At 43.5% G+C, this 24,313-nt stretch carries 21 protein-coding genes and 1 tRNA gene; 5 read left to right on the forward strand and 17 right to left on the reverse strand.

All coding sequences use genetic code 11. The features are described from left to right. Nucleotides 1-58: 58 nt before the first annotated feature. The 3 genes from ACE1OE_RS00645 to ACE1OE_RS00655 all read right to left on the reverse strand — a co-directional run bounded on the left by ACE1OE_RS00645 (nt 59) and on the right by ACE1OE_RS00655 (nt 3,503). Nucleotides 59-745, reverse strand: a complete 687-nt coding sequence (locus ACE1OE_RS00645; protein WP_449209736.1) for a hypothetical protein — start codon at nt 743-745, stop codon at nt 59-61. A 13-nt stretch (nt 746-758) separates the two neighbouring features. Continuing rightward, on the reverse strand, nt 759-2,942 hold the full coding sequence (locus ACE1OE_RS00650; RefSeq protein ID WP_449209737.1) for a TcfC E-set like domain-containing protein: 2,184 nt from the start codon (nt 2,940-2,942) through the stop codon (nt 759-761). Between the two features lie 66 nt (nt 2,943-3,008). Beyond that, nucleotides 3,009-3,503: a hypothetical protein gene (locus ACE1OE_RS00655; protein ID WP_449209738.1), complete on the reverse strand. Its 495-nt coding sequence runs from the start codon at nt 3,501-3,503 to the stop codon at nt 3,009-3,011. Nucleotides 3,504-3,982: 479 nt separating this feature from the next. Here ACE1OE_RS00655 and ACE1OE_RS00660 point away from each other — a divergent pair, with 479 nt between their 5' ends. Further along, a complete protein-coding gene (locus tag ACE1OE_RS00660; RefSeq protein ID WP_449209739.1) occupies nt 3,983-4,864 on the forward strand; it encodes a LysR substrate-binding domain-containing protein in 882 nt (293 codons plus the stop codon). Between the two features lie 18 nt (nt 4,865-4,882). On the opposite strand, the gene ACE1OE_RS00665 is transcribed toward ACE1OE_RS00660, so the two are convergent. The 5 genes from ACE1OE_RS00665 to ACE1OE_RS00685 form a co-directional block, all read right to left on the reverse strand. Beyond that, entirely contained in the window at nt 4,883-5,485 is a 603-nt protein-coding gene (locus ACE1OE_RS00665) for a LuxR C-terminal-related transcriptional regulator (protein WP_449209740.1), read from the reverse strand. 694 nt (nt 5,486-6,179) lie between these two features. Beyond that, nucleotides 6,180-6,254, reverse strand: a tRNA-Gly gene (locus ACE1OE_RS00670). 216 nt (nt 6,255-6,470) lie between these two features. Then, nucleotides 6,471-7,814 (reverse strand): DUF1501 domain-containing protein, encoded by a 1,344-nt coding sequence (locus ACE1OE_RS00675; RefSeq protein WP_449209741.1) that lies wholly within the window; start codon nt 7,812-7,814, stop codon nt 6,471-6,473. A gap of 4 nt (nt 7,815-7,818) precedes the next feature. After that, on the reverse strand, nt 7,819-9,327 hold the full coding sequence (locus ACE1OE_RS00680; RefSeq protein WP_449209742.1) for a DUF1800 family protein: 1,509 nt from the start codon (nt 9,325-9,327) through the stop codon (nt 7,819-7,821). Nucleotides 9,328-9,635: 308 nt separating this feature from the next. Continuing rightward, nucleotides 9,636-10,808, reverse strand: a complete 1,173-nt coding sequence (locus tag ACE1OE_RS00685; RefSeq protein WP_372063012.1) for a p-hydroxyphenylacetate 3-hydroxylase oxygenase component — start codon at nt 10,806-10,808, stop codon at nt 9,636-9,638. A gap of 232 nt (nt 10,809-11,040) precedes the next feature. Here ACE1OE_RS00685 and hpaA point away from each other — a divergent pair, with 232 nt between their 5' ends. Further along, nucleotides 11,041-11,928, forward strand: a complete 888-nt coding sequence (gene hpaA / locus ACE1OE_RS00690) for a 4-hydroxyphenylacetate catabolism regulatory protein HpaA (protein WP_449209743.1) — start codon at nt 11,041-11,043, stop codon at nt 11,926-11,928. A gap of 55 nt (nt 11,929-11,983) precedes the next feature. Here the strand turns inward: hpaA and ACE1OE_RS00695 are convergent, their stop codons facing one another. From ACE1OE_RS00695 to hpaH, 9 genes are all read right to left on the reverse strand, one after another. Further along, nucleotides 11,984-13,435, reverse strand: coding sequence for an NAD-dependent succinate-semialdehyde dehydrogenase (locus ACE1OE_RS00695; RefSeq protein ID WP_449209744.1), 1,452 nt, complete (start codon nt 13,433-13,435; stop codon nt 11,984-11,986). 46 nt (nt 13,436-13,481) lie between these two features. After that, nucleotides 13,482-14,345 carry a 3,4-dihydroxyphenylacetate 2,3-dioxygenase gene (gene hpaD / locus ACE1OE_RS00700; RefSeq protein ID WP_449209745.1) on the reverse strand — a complete coding sequence of 288 codons (864 nt, stop codon included), beginning with the start codon at nt 14,343-14,345 and terminating at the stop codon, nt 13,482-13,484. A 135-nt stretch (nt 14,346-14,480) separates the two neighbouring features. Beyond that, nucleotides 14,481-15,446, reverse strand: coding sequence for an AEC family transporter (locus ACE1OE_RS00705; RefSeq protein WP_449209746.1), 966 nt, complete (start codon nt 15,444-15,446; stop codon nt 14,481-14,483). Between the two features lie 22 nt (nt 15,447-15,468). Then, on the reverse strand, nt 15,469-15,864 hold the full coding sequence (locus ACE1OE_RS00710; protein WP_449209747.1) for a 5-carboxymethyl-2-hydroxymuconate Delta-isomerase: 396 nt from the start codon (nt 15,862-15,864) through the stop codon (nt 15,469-15,471). A gap of 306 nt (nt 15,865-16,170) precedes the next feature. Then, nucleotides 16,171-17,694 carry a 5-carboxymethyl-2-hydroxymuconate semialdehyde dehydrogenase gene (gene hpaE, locus ACE1OE_RS00715; protein ID WP_372063006.1) on the reverse strand — a complete coding sequence of 508 codons (1,524 nt, stop codon included), beginning with the start codon at nt 17,692-17,694 and terminating at the stop codon, nt 16,171-16,173. Between the two features lie 28 nt (nt 17,695-17,722). Next, nucleotides 17,723-18,490 (reverse strand): fumarylacetoacetate hydrolase family protein, encoded by a 768-nt coding sequence (locus ACE1OE_RS00720; protein WP_449209748.1) that lies wholly within the window; start codon nt 18,488-18,490, stop codon nt 17,723-17,725. After that, a complete protein-coding gene (locus ACE1OE_RS00725) occupies nt 18,487-19,137 on the reverse strand; it encodes a fumarylacetoacetate hydrolase family protein (RefSeq protein ID WP_372063004.1) in 651 nt (216 codons plus the stop codon). Before ACE1OE_RS00725 ends, ACE1OE_RS00720 begins: the two co-directional genes overlap by 4 nt. 49 nt (nt 19,138-19,186) lie before the next feature. Then, the gene (hpaI, locus tag ACE1OE_RS00730) at nt 19,187-19,990 is read right to left on the reverse strand and encodes a 4-hydroxy-2-oxoheptanedioate aldolase (RefSeq protein ID WP_449209749.1); all 804 of its coding nucleotides are present in this window, start codon (nt 19,988-19,990) and stop codon (nt 19,187-19,189) included. Nucleotides 19,991-20,000: 10 nt separating this feature from the next. After that, nucleotides 20,001-20,804 (reverse strand): 2-oxo-hept-4-ene-1,7-dioate hydratase, encoded by an 804-nt coding sequence (gene hpaH, locus ACE1OE_RS00735; RefSeq protein WP_372063002.1) that lies wholly within the window; start codon nt 20,802-20,804, stop codon nt 20,001-20,003. A gap of 519 nt (nt 20,805-21,323) precedes the next feature. On the opposite strand from hpaH, the gene ACE1OE_RS00740 reads away from it, so the two are divergent. From ACE1OE_RS00740 to ACE1OE_RS00750, 3 genes are read left to right on the forward strand one after another with little or no spacing between them, the layout of a single operon-like run. Beyond that, on the forward strand, nt 21,324-22,349 hold the full coding sequence (locus ACE1OE_RS00740; protein ID WP_372063001.1) for a TRAP transporter substrate-binding protein: 1,026 nt from the start codon (nt 21,324-21,326) through the stop codon (nt 22,347-22,349). Nucleotides 22,350-22,354: 5 nt separating this feature from the next. Beyond that, entirely contained in the window at nt 22,355-22,912 is a 558-nt protein-coding gene (locus ACE1OE_RS00745; protein ID WP_449209750.1) for a TRAP transporter small permease, read from the forward strand. Beyond that, nucleotides 22,913-24,211 carry a TRAP transporter large permease gene (locus ACE1OE_RS00750; protein ID WP_372062999.1) on the forward strand — a complete coding sequence of 433 codons (1,299 nt, stop codon included), beginning with the start codon at nt 22,913-22,915 and terminating at the stop codon, nt 24,209-24,211. Nucleotides 24,212-24,313 lie beyond the last annotated feature (102 nt).

Consider the following 24,313-nt stretch of genomic DNA (forward strand, 5'->3'; position numbering starts at 1 on the left):
GTTATATTTAACCTCTAAAATATGAGTATAAACATAGACTAATACAATACACACAAGGTCAAAAATTATACGTTGAAACGACTTCATCTTCAATTGTATAACTACCACCCTTGCCTTTAATAAAGTATTCTTTCTTTGGCTCTAGTATAAACCGGCTATCTGAAATGCAATCATCATTCTCATCACAACGACGCACCTTATTAATACCTATAGTAGAATTCCCGTTATTTAAAATTCGAACACCATCATCGGAAGTGAAAACTCTCGTGTCATATTTTTTACTTTCAGGATTAACATAAAATATAGTACCTAACGATATTAAAACTTCTAAATCAGTTTTAATCGAATCAGATGCTTCAGTATCTATTTTTTCACTATCAAATAGATCAGGATAATCTTTAGAATTTACTGGGGAAAATCTGACTCTATATTTAGCTAGAGTTTCCGTTGTTTTTGCTATTACCCTGACTTCCACTGATTTTTTAGGTGGTATAACCAAGCGATTAGGGGAAATTATTAGCAAGTTTTTTTCATGGTCATCAAGTACTTGCTCATTATACTTGCCACTTTCAACATCAAGAACCAACTTGTAAATATCAACCTTAACATAGTTAGTCACGTCGCCATTATTAAAAACACGTTCATGTGTTATCGTATCATTGATATCGTAATACATTGTTCGTAAAAACAATGAGGCATTAACGGGTAAAGATAAAATCAAAAAAAACAAAATGAAATATTTCAAAACAACACCTAACTTATATAATTATGTCATCGATATATAAAACACCATCTTGTGCTCTTTTGGTATCGATAATAAACTCATCGCCATTAACAACTATCGTTGGCTCAGACAAACTCATTTGCAATACAAACAATCCATGTGTATCGGTATATGCTGTTGAAAGATGATTTTCAACTTTAACGCCATGTAGTGACTTATCATCATCATCCGTCAACCGGCCAATAACCGTGATACTTGGTATTATTGACACCTGTATAAATTTAATTTCATTTTCTGACAACTTGCCTTTAAGATCAGACAATGACAATGAATTGTTATTTTTTGATGTAAATGATATATCAAAATCCTCTCCAGGCATTATAGGTATAAAATGCGAACCAGCACCAAGTTCGCTATAACCACTAGTAGATGATGTGGTAACAGAGTCTCCGGTATTGGTTGCGTCTATGATAGACAGTATGACGCCAGATGTATTGTGGTTTGATAACATATCTACCTGATTAAAATCAGAATAAATAGTAGAGTTTAATGCAGCGACAACATTCACATCTTTATTATTACCTGACAAACTAACGCTTCCATTTAGCTTATTATGGTCAAAATCAGTTTGTGCCAGCCAAGAGGAATTACGATCATTAACTGACCCATTAACATACAATCTTTTGATTATATCTGAGTCAAAGGTTTTGTTATAACCCGCTGAATATTGCTTTGTCTGGATTCCTTCGAAGTTTCTAAGACTAAACTGTAAGTCCAAACCTGCATCTCTTGTAAAGTCGAAGGAAAAGTTAACGTAAGCAGCGGTCTCGTTAACCTCATCAGAAAACACTCGACTAATTCCATACTGTGCTCGCAGTAAATTTCCCAGAAGTTTGTAGCGAGTATGATAGTTCACTCCAATATTTTCAGAGTTGTTATCAGAAAAAGTTTTTCTATGACTTCCCGATATACTGCGATATTGACCCATATTGTAATTTAGATAAGTTGATGTATTTAATGATGTATTTGAATAATCGAGAACATTTGACAAACTAACACTTCCATTACTATATGACGATGATAGAAGGCTTGACGTCTCATTTTCTTCTGAACCATAACCTAACTCATAACGAAACTGAAAGTCGCTAATAGCTTTTTTTAACCCACCCCTTGCAGTGTATTCATCACCATAAACTTCAATCGCATAACCAACATCAAATAATGATTTGTAATTGTATGATAGATCGGTCAAAAAATATATTTCGTCATTTAGTTCGTTATTACCAAACTCATTAAACGGAACCCCAATTTGAAATGAATACGATGTGGGAACTTGGCTGTTGTAGACATAATCAGTAATTTCATACTCCGCCCCACCATCTCGCGGCTTAATCTTAATCAAAACAGGGTAATTGGATCTAGGGTAGTTTTTAGTGTCAATAACTCTAACACCAGACTCTAAAACTTGGCTATCAATTAAATCAGTACCCCTATAAACACTCACGTAACTCGCACTAGACAAGTTAATTGTTAGATTCGCAATATGGCTATTAACATTTTCACCACTTGTCGCCTGATAAAACAAACCGAAATGACTGTTAATTCTTGACGACATGTTACCGAAATACCCTAAACTGTTCGCACGAGTGTCTAACAAACCGACTTTCAAGAACCCGTCATTAGTTTTTTCTTCGCTTGAAAACTCATTCATACTTAATGAAGTCGAATTTCCAATTTTTGTATAATCAACTTGGGCATTCCATAACGTTTCACTTAACTTTATTTTCGATGACATACCAAATGAACTGGAATCCTCAGCCACAAGCGCACGACTATTCACTACCATTGAATAAACATCAGATGATGTGTTTTCTTTGTTAAATCCCTCTTTCTTATTGACTACAGCTCCTTGAAGACGGCTATTGTTCAAATCGAAGTCGAGAAAATAAATTGGACCACATGGTGTAACTTTGCTGCATTCATTTAAGTTCACCCCTTGTATCAACTTAGCTTCAACCTCCGGTTCTAACTCACCTTCAACCATTTCGACTAGTTTAATATCACCTTCTAAGTTCACTTTCACAAACCCAAGACCATTATTATGCTGCCCAAGTTGAATATCAAGCATTATAGGCTGGCTAAATAACTCATTAATAAATCTTGAATCACTTGCAAAAGCAGGGCCACACAGTAAAGTGAGAAGTATAATTTTACGCATCAAACTCTTCCAGAATGGAGGTGGCTCGTAGCACACCTCCAGATATTAGAAAATTAATGTTATCAATTAAGGGGCAGTAGCAACTGCAGCATTAAATTCGATCTCAACAGTTCCAGTATAAACACCTGACTTAGTACTGTTATCGACAATTTCCGTCACTGGTTCAATAACCAATTTTGTTTGACCAGCTTGAGAAGCAGTAGTATCCGCAGCAATAATCTCTTTAGCGGCGTTATCAATTTCGATACCACCGACAGTCGCTTTCAAATCAATTGTTTTACCGCCACTTTCTGTTAAAGCCAAGGTTGAAGTTACTTGTGCATTTATCGCTTGGCCCATACCAACTGCGTAAGAAAAATCAAAAGACAACCCTGAAAGAGTTTGCGTTACCATATTGTAAGACATTTCTTGCTCACCAGAAATAACCGACACTGGACGAAAATGAAAATCAATGGCAGGGATGTCCGCTTTAATATCAATAGCTGTTGAATCAGTTGATGCTTGCACATTAAAACCTGCAATAGCAGAGATTGCTGTTGTTAAAACTAATAATTTTTTCATTGTTTACCTCATGATATATATAAGTTGGACCACTCAAAAGCAGTGCGCACATACTAACAATTAAATATAACGTGCAATACCCCGACAAGCGCAATGCAGAAAAGTACGCATGGCTAATTCCATTATTCCTACAGCCGCAGGTAATAAAAAAGCATTAGTAACAAGTGTCATTTCATATAACAATATTGATGCCAACGAACTCCATACTCCTAGATTCCTTTCTATTAGATGGGCAAGGTTCTTACTTTCGTGTAGGTGTATAAACCATACATTCATTCCTATAAGATCCAGTTACGGCCACTCCAATGATGCTTGGAAATTATTATTGGATAATTCCCACCACAATTGTGATGCGATAATTTTGGGGCTACATTCAAAAAAGCTTGTTTACACGGTACAGCACTGCCGAGGACGAAAAGTCTAGCATTTATAGTTTTTTCCATTAGTATTGACTATACGACTAATTACTCTAAAAAATTATGAAAAGTACAATCGATCTTAATTTACTTAAAGTTTTACCGTTGCTAAATCAACATAGAAAGCTTAAAGAAGTGGCTCGTGTCCTAGGTAAGAGCGAGGCCTCTGTCAGTAAATACCTAGCACGCCTTAGGGAACAGTTTGACGATGAACTTTTTAGCTTAGACGCATATAACGGATATGAACCTACTGCTTATATGTTATCTATCTTACCAAGTATCGATAACAGTCTAGAAACGCTTGATAATATCGTCGATAGGACGCCATTTGACCCTTTAACGGTTACTAGAACTATCACTATTACTTGGACACCGTTTGCACAGTTTTTCTTGGGCCATCTGATGGTCAAACGATTAACCCAAACTTTCCCAAATGCGTCTTTCCGCATCATAACGTGGAATGATAATGCACCCAAGAATATCCTCGATGAGAAAATCGACCTAGGTTTTCATCTTTTTAATGATCTGTTACCTAAATCCATCTATCAACAGAAAATCTCTCATCGTGATTTGGTTTTAATAACACCTGCATCTTTAAAACACTTATCTTTAGAGCAAGTTTTAGCATTACCTTTTGTTTTACCTGTTTTGCCTGACTGGCAGGAATTAAAACCAGCATGGCTTAGAGTACTTGAAGAGAAAGAGATTGAGTTAGATATAGTTGCATATCTTGATAATTTCAGTTCGATATTTAAAGCTATCGAACTTATACAAGGAGCGACAATCACTACTGAACCACCTACAGAAATGCCTGGTTATACTTTTAAGAAAATTGACGCTTTTTATAATGAGACACCACCCGGAGTGGCATTAGTAAAATTAAAAAATAGACATAACGCTTTACACCAAACCTTGATAGAAATAATAAAAGAAATATTACCTTAATCAGATAAACCATACTTATTAATGTGTAGCACTCATATACAAATGCTTACTAAGCACATGTACAAATGAATCCACATTATACTTTTTCATAATTCGCGACTTATAAGTACTAATGGTTTTTTCACTTAGCAATAAATGTCGAGCAACCTCTTTGTTTGAGTGTCCTTTACCTAGTAACTCCAACACACATAACTCTCGATGTGATAACTCAACCTGAGACATATCAATTACAGCATCGTTTTTGAAAAAATTGTAGCCTTGCGAAATACTTACTATTGCGTTTGTGATGGTCGCTTTGTCTTCAAGTTTAGAGACATATCCATTGGCTCCTGCTGTCTTTGTTATACTCGAATAAGGCGTATAATCTTTAGATGAAATGAACAGTGCCTTACCATTGAAAGAACGTGCGCGAAGTCTAGAAATCATGTCAACTCCTGAGCCATCGATAAGATCGACATCTAGCAATATAATATCCGTTGGTTTCGTTATTGCATACTTGTAAGCATCACTAACTTTCGTATGTATAGTTACCCCCCTCGGGTTTAGATGCGAAACAATATCTTTTATCGCCTCAGAAAAAAGGGGCTGGTTATCCAGTATAATCACATTCGAATTATTCATAGTACACCTTGTGTTGTTTGTAGTTGTCAGCTTTTAACCAAGCAAACAATATTTTCAAATTTTATTTAGTTTAATGGATTTGCCGCCCAAAAAATTGAAATTCAAACTTGAACAAAACGAAAGTGCACGTAAGAAATGTGTATTTTTATTGTAGGTAACTGGCTGCGTTGTTTAATTCGATATGACCAAAAACTCAGCGCTACTAATCGGCTTACAACGTGCTTTTGAGGCCAACCTTTTTCAAGGGGATAACGGGGACTTAAAAATTTGGGAGCAGTGACACTCCAGAGTCGTACTGTGGTAATGAAAAGCGAACCGACACATTTTGGGACACAAATACGTTATATGATTTTCTATATTCATAAATCATGCATACGTACAGGTATCGGAAGTTCGCCTATCTTTATGCCAAGTTTTAAGGACACAGTTCAGTCTTTACTTAAATAGCGTCTTTGACGAGTTACTTGAGGTAAAAGAAGGCGATACTTATTAGATCATCTAATAATGAACTTGTGATTTTGAAGAATGACAGCAGAAGTAAACAAATTCACCCAAAAACTCGGCGGTCTCAATAAGGTCTATTCGATAGCTAGTGATATTTTTTGTTAAGATTCATTAATCTACAGGTACAAAAAATCACGCAATTAAGCGTGTAGTTTCAATAGATTACAGTGGGGACATTCTAGAAAGAGATTGGAGCGTGCAGCGGGAATCGAACCCGCATCATCAGCTTGGAAGGCTGAGGTAATAGCCATTATACGATGCACGCACATCGTTGGTACGAGGTAGATAATGCCACATTCGCTCAGAATGGAAAGCGTTATTTTGCACTTAAGTGTTTGTTTGCGCATTTTTTATTCTTAATGCTTAGTGTTTGTTCACCGCCTGTTGTCTTCAAAATAAAAACCGTGATGAAACGCACAGTTTGGTAGTCAAACTTATCGCCCACCACGGTATATTTCCTAAACAGCTATATCAGCGGTAATTAACAATCTCGAAAAATATCGAGCGTTTGCGGCGTTACGCCCCCAACCTGTGGGTCAAGTGCTGGAAACAAAAGGCTGATCCCTGACTCTCGTAACCCCAACCATTTCATCATAGTGGCGTGTACTTGGTCACTTGATGTGGTTGGTATCACACGACCACGCGACAGTAGCAGGTCACTGCCTTCTGAAATGTCAGGGTACTCGCCTAGAATGCGCGACCCTTTCACTGCGCCCCCCATCACAAACGAGTGACTGCCCCACCCATGGTCAGTACCAGCCGTACCATTTGGAATTAATGTTCGGCCGAACTCAGAATGTGTAAATGAGGTAACATGCTCATCAAGTCCTTCTGCTTCCATTGCTTGATGAAACACATCAAGCGCTTCGGCTAAATCAAACAATAGTGCTGCTTGTTTCTCAGATTGCCCAGAATGGGTATCAAAGCCTCCCAATTTGCAACTAAAATACTGTAGGCCATGGTTAAACTTGTCTCGGTTAACGATAAGCTTAAACACCGTCGCCAATTGTTGGCCGATGCCTGTTTCTGGGAATGGGTGCCCCGTCTCCATTTCCAAGATGTCAGCAAATTCCGAGTATAAATCGGTCGATTCTGTTGCTAGCGTTGCGTAGTGGCGCTCAAAGACATTATTGTAGTTTTCTTGGGTATGTAGGGCGTCAAACAACTGCCGATCTCGACCAGAGGGATCGTTAAAAAGATCATGGGGCGGTTTCACCCCCACAGAGTTCGATTGCTCAACAATCGCATTGGTCCAAATCTGTGTGCCACCAATATCAAACAAGGGCGACATCCCTTCAATTCTGTGTGCTTCGTTACCCAAAATATTCGAGGTGAGTGCGCCAAACCCTTGCTTGGACATTATGGTGCTAGCATGAGTTTGCACCATCGCAGATTGATGTGAATGGCTAAACAAATGGACAGGAAGTACCTCTGAGCTGTTACTGGTACCATTTTGTACCAGTGGCCCAACATTGGCGATCGGCAATAATCGTCCCGCTTTCCACGCCTCTGTTAACGGGCTTAATGATGGATGCATTTTTAGTTGACTCGTGTCACCTTCAGCGTTTAGCGCAACACACTCTTCATGATCCAGTGCCAGCTCACCTCTCAGTAAGTGATACTGAGGATAAATGTTATCCGCCGACGGTATCAGCATGTTGTAACCATCATTACCACCGGCAAGGTCAATCCCCACTAGCGCCTTATAGTCCGTGCTGCATTGGGTCCCTTGACTGGCCAAAGCACCAAATGAAGATAAACTTAGTGCCGATACGCCCATAGACGCGGCAGAGGTTTGCAGAAAATGTCTACGTGATACTTTCATGTCTTTATCCTTGTACTATGAATTTAGGCGACAACAATGCGTGCACAATGAGGTTTTTAATCTCTCGGTACCAGTCGGAGCGCCGACCTTTGCAACTGGCTAAATACGTGAGGTAATGCGCCTTTTCCTCGTCGGATAATTGCCCATGAAATAAATGCGTATCTAAATAGTCAACAACAGGTTGGTTATCCCAGTCACTGTCATCGTCCAATCTTGTTAGGAACAACTCAAACAGGTCAGGAGCCATAAACCATTCTCTACCTTCATTTTCTTGTCTCGCGATGAGCTCTTTAAAATGGTGGCCGTAGTCATAAATATCTTGCCATTGATAAACAGCGAATTCCGGTGCGGTAAGGTTGGAAAAATCAGGTGCATTCGGTGCATCGTCGGGCTGATAATAATAGAAGACGGATGGCGCTGACATTGGCAGTAGTCTGTCGTACCAGTTAAACTGTTTCGGCCACATTGAGATCCCGACCCTACGTTTGACACCTAAGGCTCTCATTGCATGCGTAAATACGCACATAGGATCACGGACTTTACCCACTTCATCGCCGTGGTTGTCCGCAGTTCTATCGATCAAAATAGCCTCAATTAGTGTCGCCATGTCCCCACCTGAGTTTTTGAAGGCATTGCGAACCCGCCTAACATAGGCGGGTTTTGGGTTGCTCGTTACCATCTTGGTGATAAAGAATTTTGCAACATACGTATATAGGTTGGCTTGTGACATGAGTAGATCAATGACCTGTTCTAAGTCTTCTTCAGCGCTTTGATGCGCCGAGAATCGCTGACCCAATACGGTTTTCTCCGTCGAGTCGTGCTTATCCGGGTCAACCACCATCGCATACGCGTATTTCTCGGCACCTGACGCGTTAGCAAACGTCCAACCGGTAAAGACTCTCGCCAGGTTTTCAATATCAGACTGTTGATACGATGGAACTGGTTGGCCTAAATCATCGGTGACTATCGAACCATCGCCATGCAGTTTTGCCGGACCAAGAGTAAACAACTGCAGTAGCTCTCTAGCGTAATTTTCATCGGCTTGAGTCGATTCATTCGCCACATTATTGACAAAAGTCAGGTATTCCCCCATAACCGGAGACGTTGACACCCAACGCAAAATATCTCGAAAATTCCCAAGCCCATTTCGTGCCAAGCCATCATAATAATTGCACATATATTTGCGTCTAGCGGTTGCTTTAAACGCAGGATCTACAACGCTGACGACAAAAAGCTCAGACAAGATATAAGCGATTCTCTGGCGCAAGGCATCTGGCTTCTCTACCGTCATCTGTGTCCAACTGCTAGCATAGTACAGCCCATGGCCAAGGCCTGAGTGGCTTTCTTCTAATGACTCAAACAGCGCTAGCCAGCTCGTGGCAGGGTAGGATTTTTGTGTTTCAATCCAGCGACTTGTCTCCCCTTCACGAATGAATGCTTCTATATCTTGTACCGATGGGCCAAACGTACACTGTGTCAGTGTTCTTGCGGCGTCCCTGTATTCACTTTGCATCTATCAACTCCACTGCTTTACTAAACTCATAACATGCTAGTAAAACAGAAGGCCTATGAATGTTAGCGGATGTAAAACCAAGATTCTTATGCAACTAATTGTTTTTAATTACACAGGTTGCAACACGTTATACAGATAGAAAAAGCCGCGATAACGCGGCTTTAAAGAGGGAAAGAGATGTGAGGAGTGATGGACGTTGAGTCATACTATGAAGCAATTAACGGCTACGTCTTATTCCGTTAGCGCTATCAATACTCGAATTAAGCTAAAATCTAGTTAAAGAATTGTCGAACTAAACCATTGTCGAATTAAACCATGGTTGGATCGGGTTCTAATCCCATAATCGAACGTCCTAATATCTGGGCACAAACATCATAGTCGGTGTACGCGTGCGCGCCTGTCATGTGAGAGTCACGGAACAAGCGTTGCACTTCGTTATCACTAAACCATGCCATTCCGCCCGATGCTTCAAAAAGACGGTCAACCGCTTGAATGCATGTCTTCACTGCGTAGGCTTGATTTGTTCGCCAATACGCAAGCGTCTCCGCCGACGGGTATTCTTTGCGCTCGCCATGCTCTTTATGGTCATGCCATGTCTTTTCTAAGAACGCGCGCGCCGAACCAATTTGATGCGTAGATTCTGCCAATCTCATTAACGCCGGTGTCGCCACGCCAACATTAGCCCCTGTGTACGCACGTACTCGGTTTTTTTGTTTTTCTTTATAGGTTTCCAGCATACGCTCAGCAATACCTAAACCGATTGCCGCGAATCCGCAAGCAAAATAAGGGCGGTATGGTGTATAGAAGATGTCACTTTCTGGGTAAAGGCCAAAACCCGCTGATTGACCTTCCATCATTCCTTTTGCCGTTTCAATGCGGTGCTCTGGAATAAACACATCTCGAAGCACCAAGGTCTTAGTGCCACTCGCCTTCATGCCGGCGGCATACCAGTCATCTGTGATCTTATATTGATGACGTGGAACGACCCCAAAACAGTACGTCTTATTGCCATCTTCATCGAAGCGGTGAAAGCCTAGAATAGCCCAATCCGCATGGTCGCAACCGCTACTCCAACGCATGTCACCGTTGAATGTCACTCCACCCTCGGCCTCTTCTACTTTTCCAAATGGCGCTATGCTGCTACTTGCCGTGGCTTCTGGGTCAGAGCCCCAAAATTCATCTTGAGCTTGTTTCGAGAACATCGCCATTTGGTGGCTGTGCGTCGCTAATAAACTTGCTCCCCATGCGGTTCCACCGCAAGCGCCTGCCAATGCCGCAACACAATCAGCAAACGCCGGCAATGAGATTTCTAAACCGCCATAAGCTTTAGGTTGAAACGCGCGAAAAAAACCAATCTCTCGAAGAAGACGAATGTTCTCTTCTGGTGGTGTCCTGTCGAGTTCAGCTTGCATCGCATTCGCTGCGATAGTGGGTAATACAGACTGGAGCTTTTCAAGTAGAGGATTAGGTGTTTTCATCATCGGTTCCTTTCGAAGGTTAGCCCTGTTGTTTTAATATGCTGGGCAAGTGATGACTATTATGGTGAAAGCACTCACAATGTTAAATGGATGTTACACCTTTTCCCTTGTACTTTTCGCAGTATTACCTAATATATTAAGTAAATAGATTCCCTTGATTGATTTATTAATTTCCTCGATAAATTCATACAGAAACCCCGCAAGATAGTGAGCAGGAAGCCAAGGACTCAACATTATGGAAGCTCTTACCATACCCAACCTAAATATTGGCAAAGTGTACGATGCACGATATGAAAGTAATGAGTTTCACATCGAAAAACTCGACAGCCTTGCATTATTTTTTGGCCGCAACATGCCCACCCATTACCATGACAGATACTATCAAGTGCATTGTATTTTAGAAGGGAACACCCACGTTTTACTCGACGATAATGTCTATTCTAAGCACGGTATTACGCTCTTTTTTACGCCTCCGACCGTCCCTCATTCTTTTGTCACCGACGACCATGCGCACGGTTTTGTGATAACCGCAAGCCAGCAGTTAGTCTGGCGATTGCTTGATATTGAGATAGGTCGCAATGATGTCGCGTCAACGGCGATGCAGCCATTTTGTACAGACATCCACGCACAATCGTCCTTGGTATCCCTATTTGAAAGGCTGGCGTTGGAGCAAGATTCCGAGCGCTTCATGAGCGAAATCGCTTGTCAGGCAACCTTGCAATTGATCTTAATCGAGATAATGAGACTGGCCAATGATCGGCCAATCCATACTAGTTTTAGGAGTGCTGACGTTCACGTCTTTAATCGCTTCAATCAATTGATTGAAGAGTACTACAAAGCACATTGGACGCTCCCACAGTATGCAGAAAGTATCGGTTTAACCACGGCAAGGCTTAATGATATTTGTCGTAGGGTCAGTGGATTAGCATCAAAAAAGCTCGTTGCGGATAGAGTGATGCAAGAAGCGAGGCGATTATTGCTGCTTACCGCATTGTCGGTCCAGGAAATCGCCTTTGAATTAGGTTATCAAGACCCTGCCTACTTTGCTCGTTTCTTCAAAAAAAATGAAGGACAAACGGCCAGTAACTTTCGTCTTAACGAACAAAAAAAGGTGCATCCTTGATACACCTTTTTATTAGGTTAAATTAAAAGACTCGAGCTATTCAGCGGCGCTGTTGTTATTCCAAACCGCCCATAAACATATATTTTGTTTCCAAAAACTCATCCATTCCATGGCGTGAGCCTTCTCGTCCGAGTCCTGATTCTTTAACGCCACCAAAAGGCGCAGCAGCCGTAGAGATTAACCCTTCATTGATACCGACCATCCCCGCTTCAAGCGCATCACCAACTCGCCATGCTCGCCCCAATGATTTGGTGTAAAGATACGATGCAAGGCCACTGTCGGTGTCATTGGCTCGGTTGATCACCTCTTGCTCCGAGTGGAATCGAAATAAAGGCGCTAACGGTCCAAACGTCTCCTCACTCGCCACCAGCATGTCGTCTGTCACCCCTGTTAATACAAACGGATGAACAAATTGACTTCCCTCATCATCAAATCGTCCACATCGGATTGTCGCGCCTTGTTCAAGGGCATCAGCGACATGAGCTTGTACTTTTGCTACTGCGTTGGTGTTAATTAATGGACCAATAGTCACGCCATCTGTAAAGCCATCCCCCACCTTCAATGCAGCCACGCGCTGTGACAATTTATCCGCAAAGTCGTCATACACGGCATCATGAACAAAGATTCGATTGGCACAAACACAAGTCTGTCCCGCATTTCTGAATTTGGCTATCATGGCCCCCTCAACCGCTGCATCAATATCAGCGTCATCGAAGACGATAAACGGGGCATTTCCTCCTAGCTCCAGCGCCATTTTTTTCACTGATGACGCTGATTGATTCATCAAAATCTTGCCGACATTCGTCGAGCCAGTAAAAGAGACTTTTCTCACCCGTTTACTGGATGTCAGCACGCTACCAATCTCCACCGCGTCGCCGGTAATGACATTAAATAGCCCCTTGGGAATGCCCGCTTGTTCAGCCAACTCGGCGAGTGCGAGGGCAGTAAAAGGCGTTTCTGGCGCAGGCTTTAAGATCACCGAACAGCCCGCAGCAAATGCTGGGGCGCACTTACGGGTTATCATCGCCGCAGGAAAATTCCAAGGCGTAATCGCCGCCACGATACCAATGGGTTCTTTTGTAACAACAATTTTTCCATCGGTGCGGTGGCTTGGGATGATCTCGCCATAGGCTCGCTTGGCTTCTTCGCTGTACCAAAGTACAAAACTGGCCGCATAGGCTATCTCGCCTTTTGCTTCCGCCAAGGGCTTCCCTTGTTCTAGCGTTAAGATTGTCGCCAAGTCGTCCGTGCTGTCGACAATAAGGTCGTACCATTTTCTTAGTATGACTGAGCGATGTTCGGCGGTCGTTTTTTTCCATTCAACAAATGCAGCTTGCGCAACCTCAATACTCAACTCTGCTTCTCGAGCACCCAAATTCGGTACCGTGCCCATTATTTTCTGTGTTGACGGGTTCATAATAGACTGATTACTTTGGTTCGCCGAAGTGAACCACTCGCCACCGATGTAGCATTGTTGTTTGAATAGATTTGGATTAGTTAGATTCACGTTTCATGCCCCTATTCGTTATTCTTGTTTGGTGATTCACCCATGCCTATTTACTATCGGTGACTTCAAATAAGACATTGACCTGGCCGGTTCCAGAGCTAGGAAAGTATTCCGTGATCACTTCACTTTTACCTTCATACTTGTCCCAACCAAGTGCACCAAATAACATTGCTGTATCGTGCATTCCACCTTCCCCCGAGCATAAGTTGGCGTAGTCTGGCAGCATGTCGAGAAAGGTTTTGTAATCGCGTTGCGCCCATAACTCTAAAACGCGGAGATCCACCTGTCGGTTGAACTCTTTGGAGATAGTGAAGGTGCCGTTGTTCGCTTCGTACTTTTCATTATCCCAAATCCGATGCGACAGCGACCCAGAGGCTAATAGCATGACGCGACTGTTACTCTCTTCAATGGCTTCACGAATGGCCTCACCCAATAAGCGCGACGATTCTAGATCGTGAACCGTGCACCACGCTGCAATAGAGACGATTTTAAATTGGCTGTCTTCATTCATGTAACGCATTGGCACGAGCGTGCCATATTCCAAAGACAGAGAGTCCACTTGATGTGACAAGGTAAAGACACCTTTATCAGTCGCTTTGTTGGCAATCCGGTCGCCTAAATCCGCGTTACCATAGTATTGATACTCAAGGTTCTGAATAAAATGAGGAAACTCATGGCTGGTATAGTTACCTTTAAATGATGTATTTGAATTAACGTGGTAACCCGCGTTCACGAGCCAATGTGTATCAAGCACAATGACGGTGTCGACATCTAAATCTTTCGCCATCTGAGCAATCTGTTTATGCCCGTCAATCGCGGCTTTTCGGCAGCCATGTAAACGCCCGGGTTGTTCCGACATGATCATTGTCGGGACGTGTGTGATTTTTGCTGCAACGCAGAGTTTACCCATGATTTTTTCCTTTTGAGTCTGCTTCTTTTAGGTGGTGCTGTAGGGAGAAGCATTGTTATTAATATTTTGGATGTTATTTATTACTTTGGTGACAAGCTTGGTCGCTTTAAAACCAAGCTTATTTAATAAAATAATCTAATTAAGCGCGAAAATAGTGAGTGCGACCGTTGTGATCACACTGACCGATACCATCGCAACGAGCGTGGTGGGAAGCAAAACGGCAGAGCACAATCCGCCCATATTGTATTTCTGTCCAATAACAGCGTAGACACCAAACATTGGCATACTTGCCAAGATAACGGCCACGGCTGCCATCGTCGGCTCTAAATCAAACCAAACTAACAGCATCAGTAACAAGGCCATGGGATGAATGACCAATTTGGCGAGCATCACCGTACCAATTTCCTTTTTCTTCCCCGTCACATTGACACCCACCAATCCACCACCAATGGTAAACAACGCCACTCCAGTCACTGTGCTCGCCAACATATTAATGATTCTGGTTGCCGTGTCTGGTGTAGGGATCGACATTGCTGACACCGCCATGCCCAGCGCTATGGATAATACAATGGGGTTTTTACCCAAATTCAGTACAGTGCTTCGCAATTGTTGCTTTAATGACAGGGTGCCTTTTGATGAGGTCATATCCGCAAGCCCCAAAAGAAGTGGCAACATAATCAGGTTTTCGACCACTAACGTGAGCGAAAACGGCACCAATGCTTGGGAGCCAAACAAGAAAAAAATAATCGGAAAGCCAATCAGTAAGCTATTGGAAAAACTGCCTCCCAGCCCCAATACAACGCCCTCGACCGCTCGTTTTTTTAATGCCACAACGCTGTATGCAACCACGAGTGAAAACGCCAATAACGAACCGAATGTATAAGCAAGGATGTAACTGGTATTCCAAATTTCTTCCAACGGCTTGGTACTCAGCGCGCTAAAAATAGCCGCAGGCAAGCCAACATTGAAAACAAATGCCGCTAATGCGCGGTGGCCATTTTCAGGTATCACTTGATGTTTAAAAGCAAGGTAGCCCAGGCCAATAACAAGGAATACGGGCAGAATAGTCATGAATACATGTTGAAAGTGTGCCAGTAACATCCGTTCGCGCTCCCTTACTCTTTCAAGCCTGACTTTGTTCGGTTAATTTTTGATGTATATTGTTTTTCTTATAATTCAGGTCTTTATTTAGCTCGACCATTTCAAATCCGATACTCAAATAGTGCTGGTCAAAGGCGGGTTGCAAGTAATCACAAAACACTTTAAAAATGCGCTCTGCGGCTGCTTGTCGTGTAGCAAGGTCTCGGCCCACACCAATCTTAGCGGTCAGATGGATAAAGCGATTGTTTGGGTCTTCGTCGGCAATGAGGTAATAGTCACTTTTCACGGCGCGAGTTCGAATCCCCCCTTTAGGAAACACGCCGGTGTCTATTGCTTCTCTGTGTATTCGTGTCATCAATTCGGGGATATCAATATCCGATTCTACGTTAGGCGAAAATTCCAATATGAAGTGAGGCATGGTTCTATCCTTATATGTATCTGAGCATGGCTGTGCTGAAGCATGGGTGCACCATCGACGTCAGTGTCAACGTAATATTCCGGCGTATTCCGTTAGCTACCATGAACGTAGTGCTTAGGCAAAGCTACGTTCATGGTTACTTATCATTGGCATTACACACTTATTCATGTGTGTTTTCGCGGCCGATGGGTGCACGCTTTAATAAATGCACCGTCCTACCTAGCCGTGCTCTAGCTAGTAGTGCTCTAGCATTTTTCGTTTGCGAAATGATTTTTGAACATAATCATTTTGTAGACCAGCCTAGCGTCAGACTTTACCGAGTGTCGGGACGCTATGTGTGTCGTGAGCAATACAGACGTTCTTTGTTTCCATATAAAAATCAAAGCTCCAGTCGCCACCATCACGGCCCACACCCGACATTTTCACCCCACCAAAAGGTGACGGTAAGTTGCGATTATTTTCTGAATTTACCCAGATCATGCCAGCCTCGACCTTAGACGCCATTCTCATCGCTCGGCCAGTGTTGGCCGTCCAGATATAACCAGATAATCCATAGTCAGTGTCATTGGCGATCTCGATGGCGTCCGCTTCTGATTCAAACTCAATGCACGTCAATACCGGCCCAAAGATTTCTTCTTTCGCAATGCGCATGGTATTCGTAGCATCAGTAAATAGCGTTGGGGTTAAATAGTTACCCTCTCCTTTTTCTGGTAACGCACGGCCTCCCACGGCAATCGTCGCCCCGTCTTCTTGTGCCGCAGTCATGTAGCTAAGTACTTTGTTGTAATGTGAACGATGGACGAGCGGCCCTACTTCTGTATTGGGATCCAGCGGGTGACCGACTTGCAAGCACTCAACGCGTTGTTTTAGCGCCTCAATAAATTTAGGTTTAATTCCTTGTTGGATAAGCAATCGACTCGAGCTCGTGCAGCGCTGACCATTTAGGCTATAAATCATGAAAACGACCGCATCTAAAGCACGTTCAAAATCCGCGTCATCAAACACAATCACTGGGTTTTTGCCACCGAGTTCAAAATGCACACGCTTTAGGGTGGGTGCGCCTTGTGCCTGGATCATTGACCCTGTGACGGTTTCACCGACAAACGCGACAGCTTTAATCGATTTATGTTCGGTCAGCGTTTTACCTGCCACCTCTCCAAACCCATTCACCATATTCCAGACACCCGCAGGCAACCCTGCTGCTTGTGCACACTCGGCTAAAATTGCGGCGGTCAAAGGACTGAATTCGGCAGGTTTATGAACCACGGTACAACCCGCTGCCAACGCCGGCGCTATTTTCCATGTCGATAACATGAATGGTGTATTCCAAGGCGTGATGACGCCAACAGGGCCAATCGGTGTGCGAATGGTGTAATTTGTGTGGTTGTCCTGATGAAGTGACAAGCCATTTTTCGCCTCTGGCGACTTATCTGCAAAAAATCGAAAATTCGCAGCGCCTCGGATTGCCGCTTGCTTCATAAATCGCAGTGGCTGCCCACAATCCATTGACTCAACAAGCGCAATTTCTTCTGCTCGCTCTTCTATCTTATCCGCCAATCTATGCAGCACTTTTTTACGCTCTGCCCCTGGCATATCGGCCCAAGCCGCAAACGCACTTTCAGCGGCTAAACAGGCCTGATTGACATCTTCTGCCGTTCCTTTCACCACATTGCCGAGGGTTTGATTCGTGGTGGGCGTGAGGTTTTCAAACGTCTCTCCTTCCGAACCCAGCGTCCATTCTCCATTAATGTAGTGACCGAGTGTTTTATCTTTGTATGTCGCAAGAAACTGCTCGGCTTTCAATTGATTGAGTTCTAATTGTGATGGCATAATTTTGATTCCTTTTAATGGCAATGACTTAGCGCTGAGCGTAAAAATCCGTTTCAGACAGTACTGGATTCTCGAGAGTGCCGATGCCTTCTATCGTGCATCGAACCACATCTCCTGGATGGATATCTTTTAATCCTTTCGGAGTACCCGTTGCTATCAAGTCACCCGGTTTTAGCGTCATAAACTGGCTCAAGTATTCAATTAAAAAAGGGACATCAAAAATCATATCCGCCGTTGAGCCTTCTTGGGTAAGTTCGCCATTAACGTGGGTTTGAATCTTCAAGTTCTGCAAATTGTCGATGTCATCCACATCCACAATCCAAGGCCCGATTGGACACAGCGAGTCTCGACTTTTCACGCGAAGATTTGGACGGTAGTAATTTTCAAGATAATCGCGAATCGCATAGTCATTACAGATCGTAAAACCACGAACATACTGCATTGCGTCTTCTTTACTGACGTTTCTGGCTTCCTTGCCAATCACAGCCACTAATTCACACTCATAGTGCATGAATTCAATATCATCAGGTCGATAAGACGGGGTTTGATGCGCTGTTAATGTATTGCCACCTTTTAAAAAGACTAGAGGCTCCTTTGGCGGTTCAAAAGCCAACTCCGATGCATGGTCGGCATAATTCAAGCCCAAAGCAAAAATGGTACCTGGATTCTCAACCGGTGAATGCCAATGAATCGTGTTGTTTTTAATCACATCCCCTGATGCAGTCACCGCGTCATTGTTATCATTAATGGTGACGTCAATCACTTGACCACGGTATTCAATTCTTGCGTGCTTCATGCTTGCTCTCCTCCAACAATATTTTCCAGTTGCACAACATCACCCAACCTTGACGTAACTTTGTCGTACGGTTGTAGAGGTGTACGCTCACCAGCAAAACCGATGGCAATGATGTCACCCTTCTCTAACGTCATGATATGAGAAATCTTTTCCAACAAGGCTTCAGGAGAGCGTGCCAGGCGACTCAACGGAAAGTAACGTTTCACAACACCATTCACCGATGTCGTTACTTCCAATTGCGTAACATCAGCCACATCGGATACAGACACTGGCGATGAAATCGTAGCGGAACCATCCATACACTTACCTTTAATATCAGGACGGTAATAACTGGTTTCAGGCAGAGAGAAATCATGCAGCAATGCGAATCCTTCGACATAATCAAGCGCATCGTTTTGGGTCACTCGACAACACGTTTTCCCGATGATAAGCGCAACACTTGCCCCCACGACTAACGCGTTCTCTTCTTGCGGCCATGTGATTGGGCGACTGTCTTGGTTCCATGTATTGTGCGGCTTGAAATACAAAACTGGCTCGGTTGGCAACGCTTTATACGGTGCCTGATCGAAGATTGATGCCAAGTTGTCTAACTGTTGCTGGTCGTTCAGTGCAACGCAAACGACCTTTCCTTGTAATTTCGTGTTCATTTTCATTCCCGTTCTAGTAAACGTTAGCGATTGGGCAAACATTCTTCATTTAATAAACGTTATTAATAACAGGCGCTTCTATCTGCTCGACGTGTTTTAGTTGATACGCCAATGATTCAGCACCTGTTCGCAGTAGCAACGTATCGACCCCTGCTCCGATAAACTTAACGCCACGGTCGGCATAGGCTTTAGCTTGTCTTGGATCAAGCGATAGAATGCCCGCCGCTTTACCTGAGGTTTGAATCACGTCGATGGCATGGTCGATGGCCGCCACCACATCAGGGTGGCTCGGGTTGCCGATGTGCCCCATTGAACCACTCAGATCTGAAGGACCAATAAATATGCCGTCAATGCCATCAATTTGAGAAATGGCTTCAATGTTATCAATGGCTTCTTTTGTTTCGACCTGCACCAATACACAAATATGTTCGTTCGCTCTGTGCAGGTACTGCGGGATCCGATTCCATTGTGATGCTCGTGCTAATGCGCTACCAATACCGCGATGACCCAGTGGTGGATAATAGGCAGAAGCCACCACTTGCTTCGCTTCTTCTGCAGAGTTGACCATAGGTACAAGTAATGTCTGGGCACCAATGTCCAGTAAGCGTTTGATTAAAGTTGGGTTCGCATCCTCGGCGCGCACTATCGGTGAGGCGCTATGAGGAGCAAGTGCTTGTAAGTGGTGCTTGATTGACGTGAGGTCAAACGACGCGTGTTCGCCATCTATCAACACCCAGTCAAACCCAGCGCTACCCACTATTTCTGCACAACTCGTATCAGGCAACCCCAACCATAATCCCCATAACGGCTCATCGTTACCCAAGGCTTGTTTGAAGTGATTATCTAATGTCATCACACCCTCCTTATACAAACTTGACTGAGATGCCACCCAATGGGCCAAAGTCAGCGTGGATGGTATCGCCTTCTTTAACGGGTACAGGGCGAGTAAATGATCCAGCCAGAATGACCTGGCCTGGTTCTAAAGACACACCATGCGGTGCAAATCGCTTACACACCCAGCAAATGCCGTTTGCAGGATGCCCTAAGACGCCACCTGCGAGACCCGTTTCCTCAATTTGTCCATTGAGATATAACATTGAACCAGCCCAGCGAAGATCGAGTTCAGTAGGTTTTATAGGACGTCCCCCTAAGATAATTCCCGCATTGGCAGCATTGTCAGCAATGGTGTCGTAAACTTTTCGGGTATATCCCGTTTCAGGATCGGTGCGATGGCAGCGAGCAGCGATAAGCTCTAATGCGGGAACCACATAGTCGGTGGCATTCAACACATCAAACATTGTGACGTTGTCCCCTTCAAGTTTGTCTTTTAATACAAAAGCCAACTCAACCTCTATTCTTGGATCAAGGAAGTCGGACACCTTAATCTGAGCACCATCGTTAAAAAACATGTTGTCCAGTAATACACCATAATCGGGTTGGTCTATATTAACGGCCATTTGCATGGCTCTTGACGTCAGTCCAATTTTGTAGCCTTTTACTTTTGCTCCTTCGCGTTTCTTTCTGTTGACCCACTGACTTTGGATTCGATAAGCATCATCCATCGACATATCAGGATAATCGAGAGTCAGTGCCGCTATTTGTTCACGGTTGACCTCGGCTTTGTAGAGTCGTTCTGCGGCAATTTGAACTTGCTCTTCTGTTAACATATTGCTTTCCTTTTGTTTCAAGCTGGCTTCGTGCTGTTGTCTATGTCGCGTATATGGCGTGCATTTTTGGGTGTGTACGCCTAGACAACTAATTAACATGTTAAATACTTTAGTTAATATGTTAACTAAAGTCCAGCCCCGGAGATATCACAACAAATCAACTTAAAAACAAAGGGTTACATGAAAATTCAAATTTACAGACTGACAAACTGTAAGTTGGTTGCATTAATTTTTTGCTCAGCGTCACGATTTTTAGCGTGTTTTTTAAGCAAAGTGAGACTTCTATCAACTTGATTCATTCAGTAGCGCACCATTAAATCCTCAATCATTGATCTAGTTAACATATTAAGTAATTTGAACACATTTATTTAACATTATTTCTTCGCAAATACGTGTAATTAGTTAATATATTAAGTATTCAAACAACGACCCACTGAGTGGGCATATGCTCGAGTCGACTTGAAATGCTTCAACTCGATGTGAGTAGTCAAATAACCGTGAAACGAAAGGAATAACGTTATGCGAGTCAATAAAGTTGCCGCCATCACCACCTCTGCACTCCTCCTTCTTAGCTCTTTCTCTGCGTATGCGGAACCTGAAAAGATCATAAAAATCAGTACCTGGGGATCACCAAATCACGGCATCAATAAAGTCGTATGGCCAACGTGGGGAAAATGGATTGAAGAGGCGACAGATGGCCGTGTGGGTATAAAAATCGAATACGACCTTGCTCCTCCTCAAACACAAATTGATGTCGTTACCGATGGAATTGGCGACGCGACTTGGATTTTTCATGGCCATAAAGCTGGGCGTTTTCAGTTAACTCAACTTCCTGAAATCCCAACTTTTTCAGAAGGCACCAGCTCAGAACTGATGTCCCAAGCCTATTGGCGTACCTATGACAAATACCTCAAGAAAGGTCGTGAACATCGTGGCGTAGAGGTGATGGCACTGAGCGTACACGGCCCAGGTCAGTTAATAACCAAAAACCCGGTTGAGTCACTGGCGTCATTACAAGGCAAAAAAATTCGTGTCGGTGGCGGGGTTATCTCATCGGTCGCGAAAGATATGAAAGTAACGCCAGTATTCATTCCAACCACCAAGGTGTATGAATCTATTTCACAAGGTGTTGTAGAGGGTGCATACCAACCCGTTGAAGCACTTAGTTCATTTCGCTTAGCCGAAGTCGCTGACAATACGTTAGTGATCCCGGGTGGCCTTTATCGCGGAAGCTTCGCCATTGTAATGAATCAAGATACGCTGCATAGCTTGTCAAAAGCGGATCAAGAAGCCATAAAACAGGTGTCAGGAGAGCAGCTATCTCGTTTGTTTGGCAAGATGTGGGATGACGTAGACAACAGCGCGTACACCACCGCTTTAGAAGGTGGTCACACGTTTACCCCTGCCACGCCTGAGATGATCACCGAATTGAAAAAATCCAGCCAACCGCTTGTGGCTACTTGGTATAAAGCAGCGAAGAAACGCAAGGTTGATGGGCCAGCCGCGTATGAATACTTCTACCAACAATTAGACCAAGGATTATAGTGCTTATGAATGGTTTTAGTCTCTCTAAGGCCATTCAGCGAGGGCTAGAAGCCCTCGCTGCCATCAGCTTACTACTCATGATGTTGATTACGTTTGTTGATGTGGCTGGCCGCTACTTTTTTAATATGCCAGTAATGGGCTCAACGGAACTCATCGAGATTTTATTAGCAGTGATGGTCTTTATGGCCTTCCCTCTTGTGTCTTGGAATGAGGAAAACATATGTGTCGATTTACTTGATAACTATTTCCCCAAAAAATGGGTCAGTTTTCGTCAGGTCGTGATCAACCTTATTTGCTCTTTCTCGCTCATTTTAGTGGCGATGATGAACTGGAAGCTTGCGGGTCGGTCTTTGGATTATGAAGAAGTAACCGAAATCTTAGAATTGCCACTGGGTTATGTCACCTATCTCATTTCTATCACGGGCTTTGTTGGCGGAGCATTAACGTTCATTAATGCCTTAGTTTATGGAAAAAATTTATTTCGTAACAAGGCGGAAACCAATGACTTGGCAAGCACTCATGACAAGAACAGTCATCTAACAAATAATAGCAAGGAGGCTTAAATGATCGAATCAATCATAGGGTTTGCCGCCTTAATCGTACTGGTCTTTCTGCGTCTACCTCTTGCTTTTGCGATGGGTGTTGTCGGGTTTGTCGGGTTTTGGTACATCAATGATTACAACTGGAATGCGGCGATGTCCATGGCTGCGAGACGAATCATAGACACAGGTCAGGACTACGGCTTGTCAGTGATCCCGCTGTTTATTCTTATGGGTAACTTTGTCACACGTGCCGGGTTATCTAATGAATTATATCGTGCTTGTAATGCCTTTGTGGGGCACCGAAAAGGCGGATTGTCGATGTCGACTATCCTGGCTTGTGGAGGGTTCTCAGCTATCTGTGGTTCAAGCTTAGCGACATCCGCGACGATGTCCAAAGTCGCAATGCCACCGATGCGCAAGTATGGTTATTCAGACGGACTTGCAGCGGCGTCGATTGCTGCAGGTGGCACGCTGGGCATTCTTATCCCACCCAGTGTCATGCTGGTCATTTATGGCTTGCTCACCGAGAGCAGTATTCGTGAGTTGTTTGCTGCAGGATTCTTACCCGGCTTACTGGGCATCGGTTTGTATCTTGCCGCAGTGCAATGGGTCGTCTTCCGCTCTCCAGAAAGCGCCCCCCCTGGTGAGCGCGTGGATTGGAAGGGCCGAATTATCGCGTTAAAAGGCATCTTATCCACGCTTCTTTTGTTTGTGCTGGTGATGGGCGGTATTTATGCGGGTGTATTTACACCAACAGAAGCCGCAGGTATTGGTGCTACTGGTGCATTTGCGCTCGCCGCGTACCGCAGAAAGCTGAACTATCAAGTCATGCGTGATATTTTGGTCGATACTGCAAAAACCTCTGCCTCCTTATTCGCTGTTGTTATTTGTGCACTGATTCTATCGAACTTTATCAACCGAGCGGGATTACCTACCGCGCTGGTGGAAATGATCCAAGCCGCGAATGTATCACCAATGATGGCACTGGGTCTCATACTGGTTATTTACATCATTCTAGGCTGTGTCTTTGAGAGTATGTCGATGATGTTACTTACCGTTCCTATTTTCTTCCCTGTCGTGGTAGAACTGGGTTTTGACCCAATTTGGTTTGGTATTGTTGTGGTCGTTGTCACCGAAATTAGCCTAATTACCCCCCCTGTTGGACTCAATGTCTTCGTGTTATCAGGCATAATCAAGGACATCAGCACTGGGACGATTTTCAAAGGTGTATTCCCATTTTGGGTCGCGGATATGGTGAGGCTTGCCATTATCGTACTGGTCCCAGGTATTGTACTGCTATTGCCTAATATGTTGTATTAACGCCTTTTATTGGCTTCCTTTGAGGAAGCCAATTTTACTTTTAGAGTATTCTATCTACATGGAAACAAAAGAATTAAAGTTAAGGTATATCAATAAGATGAC

This window comes from Vibrio sp. E150_011, assembly GCF_053544015.1.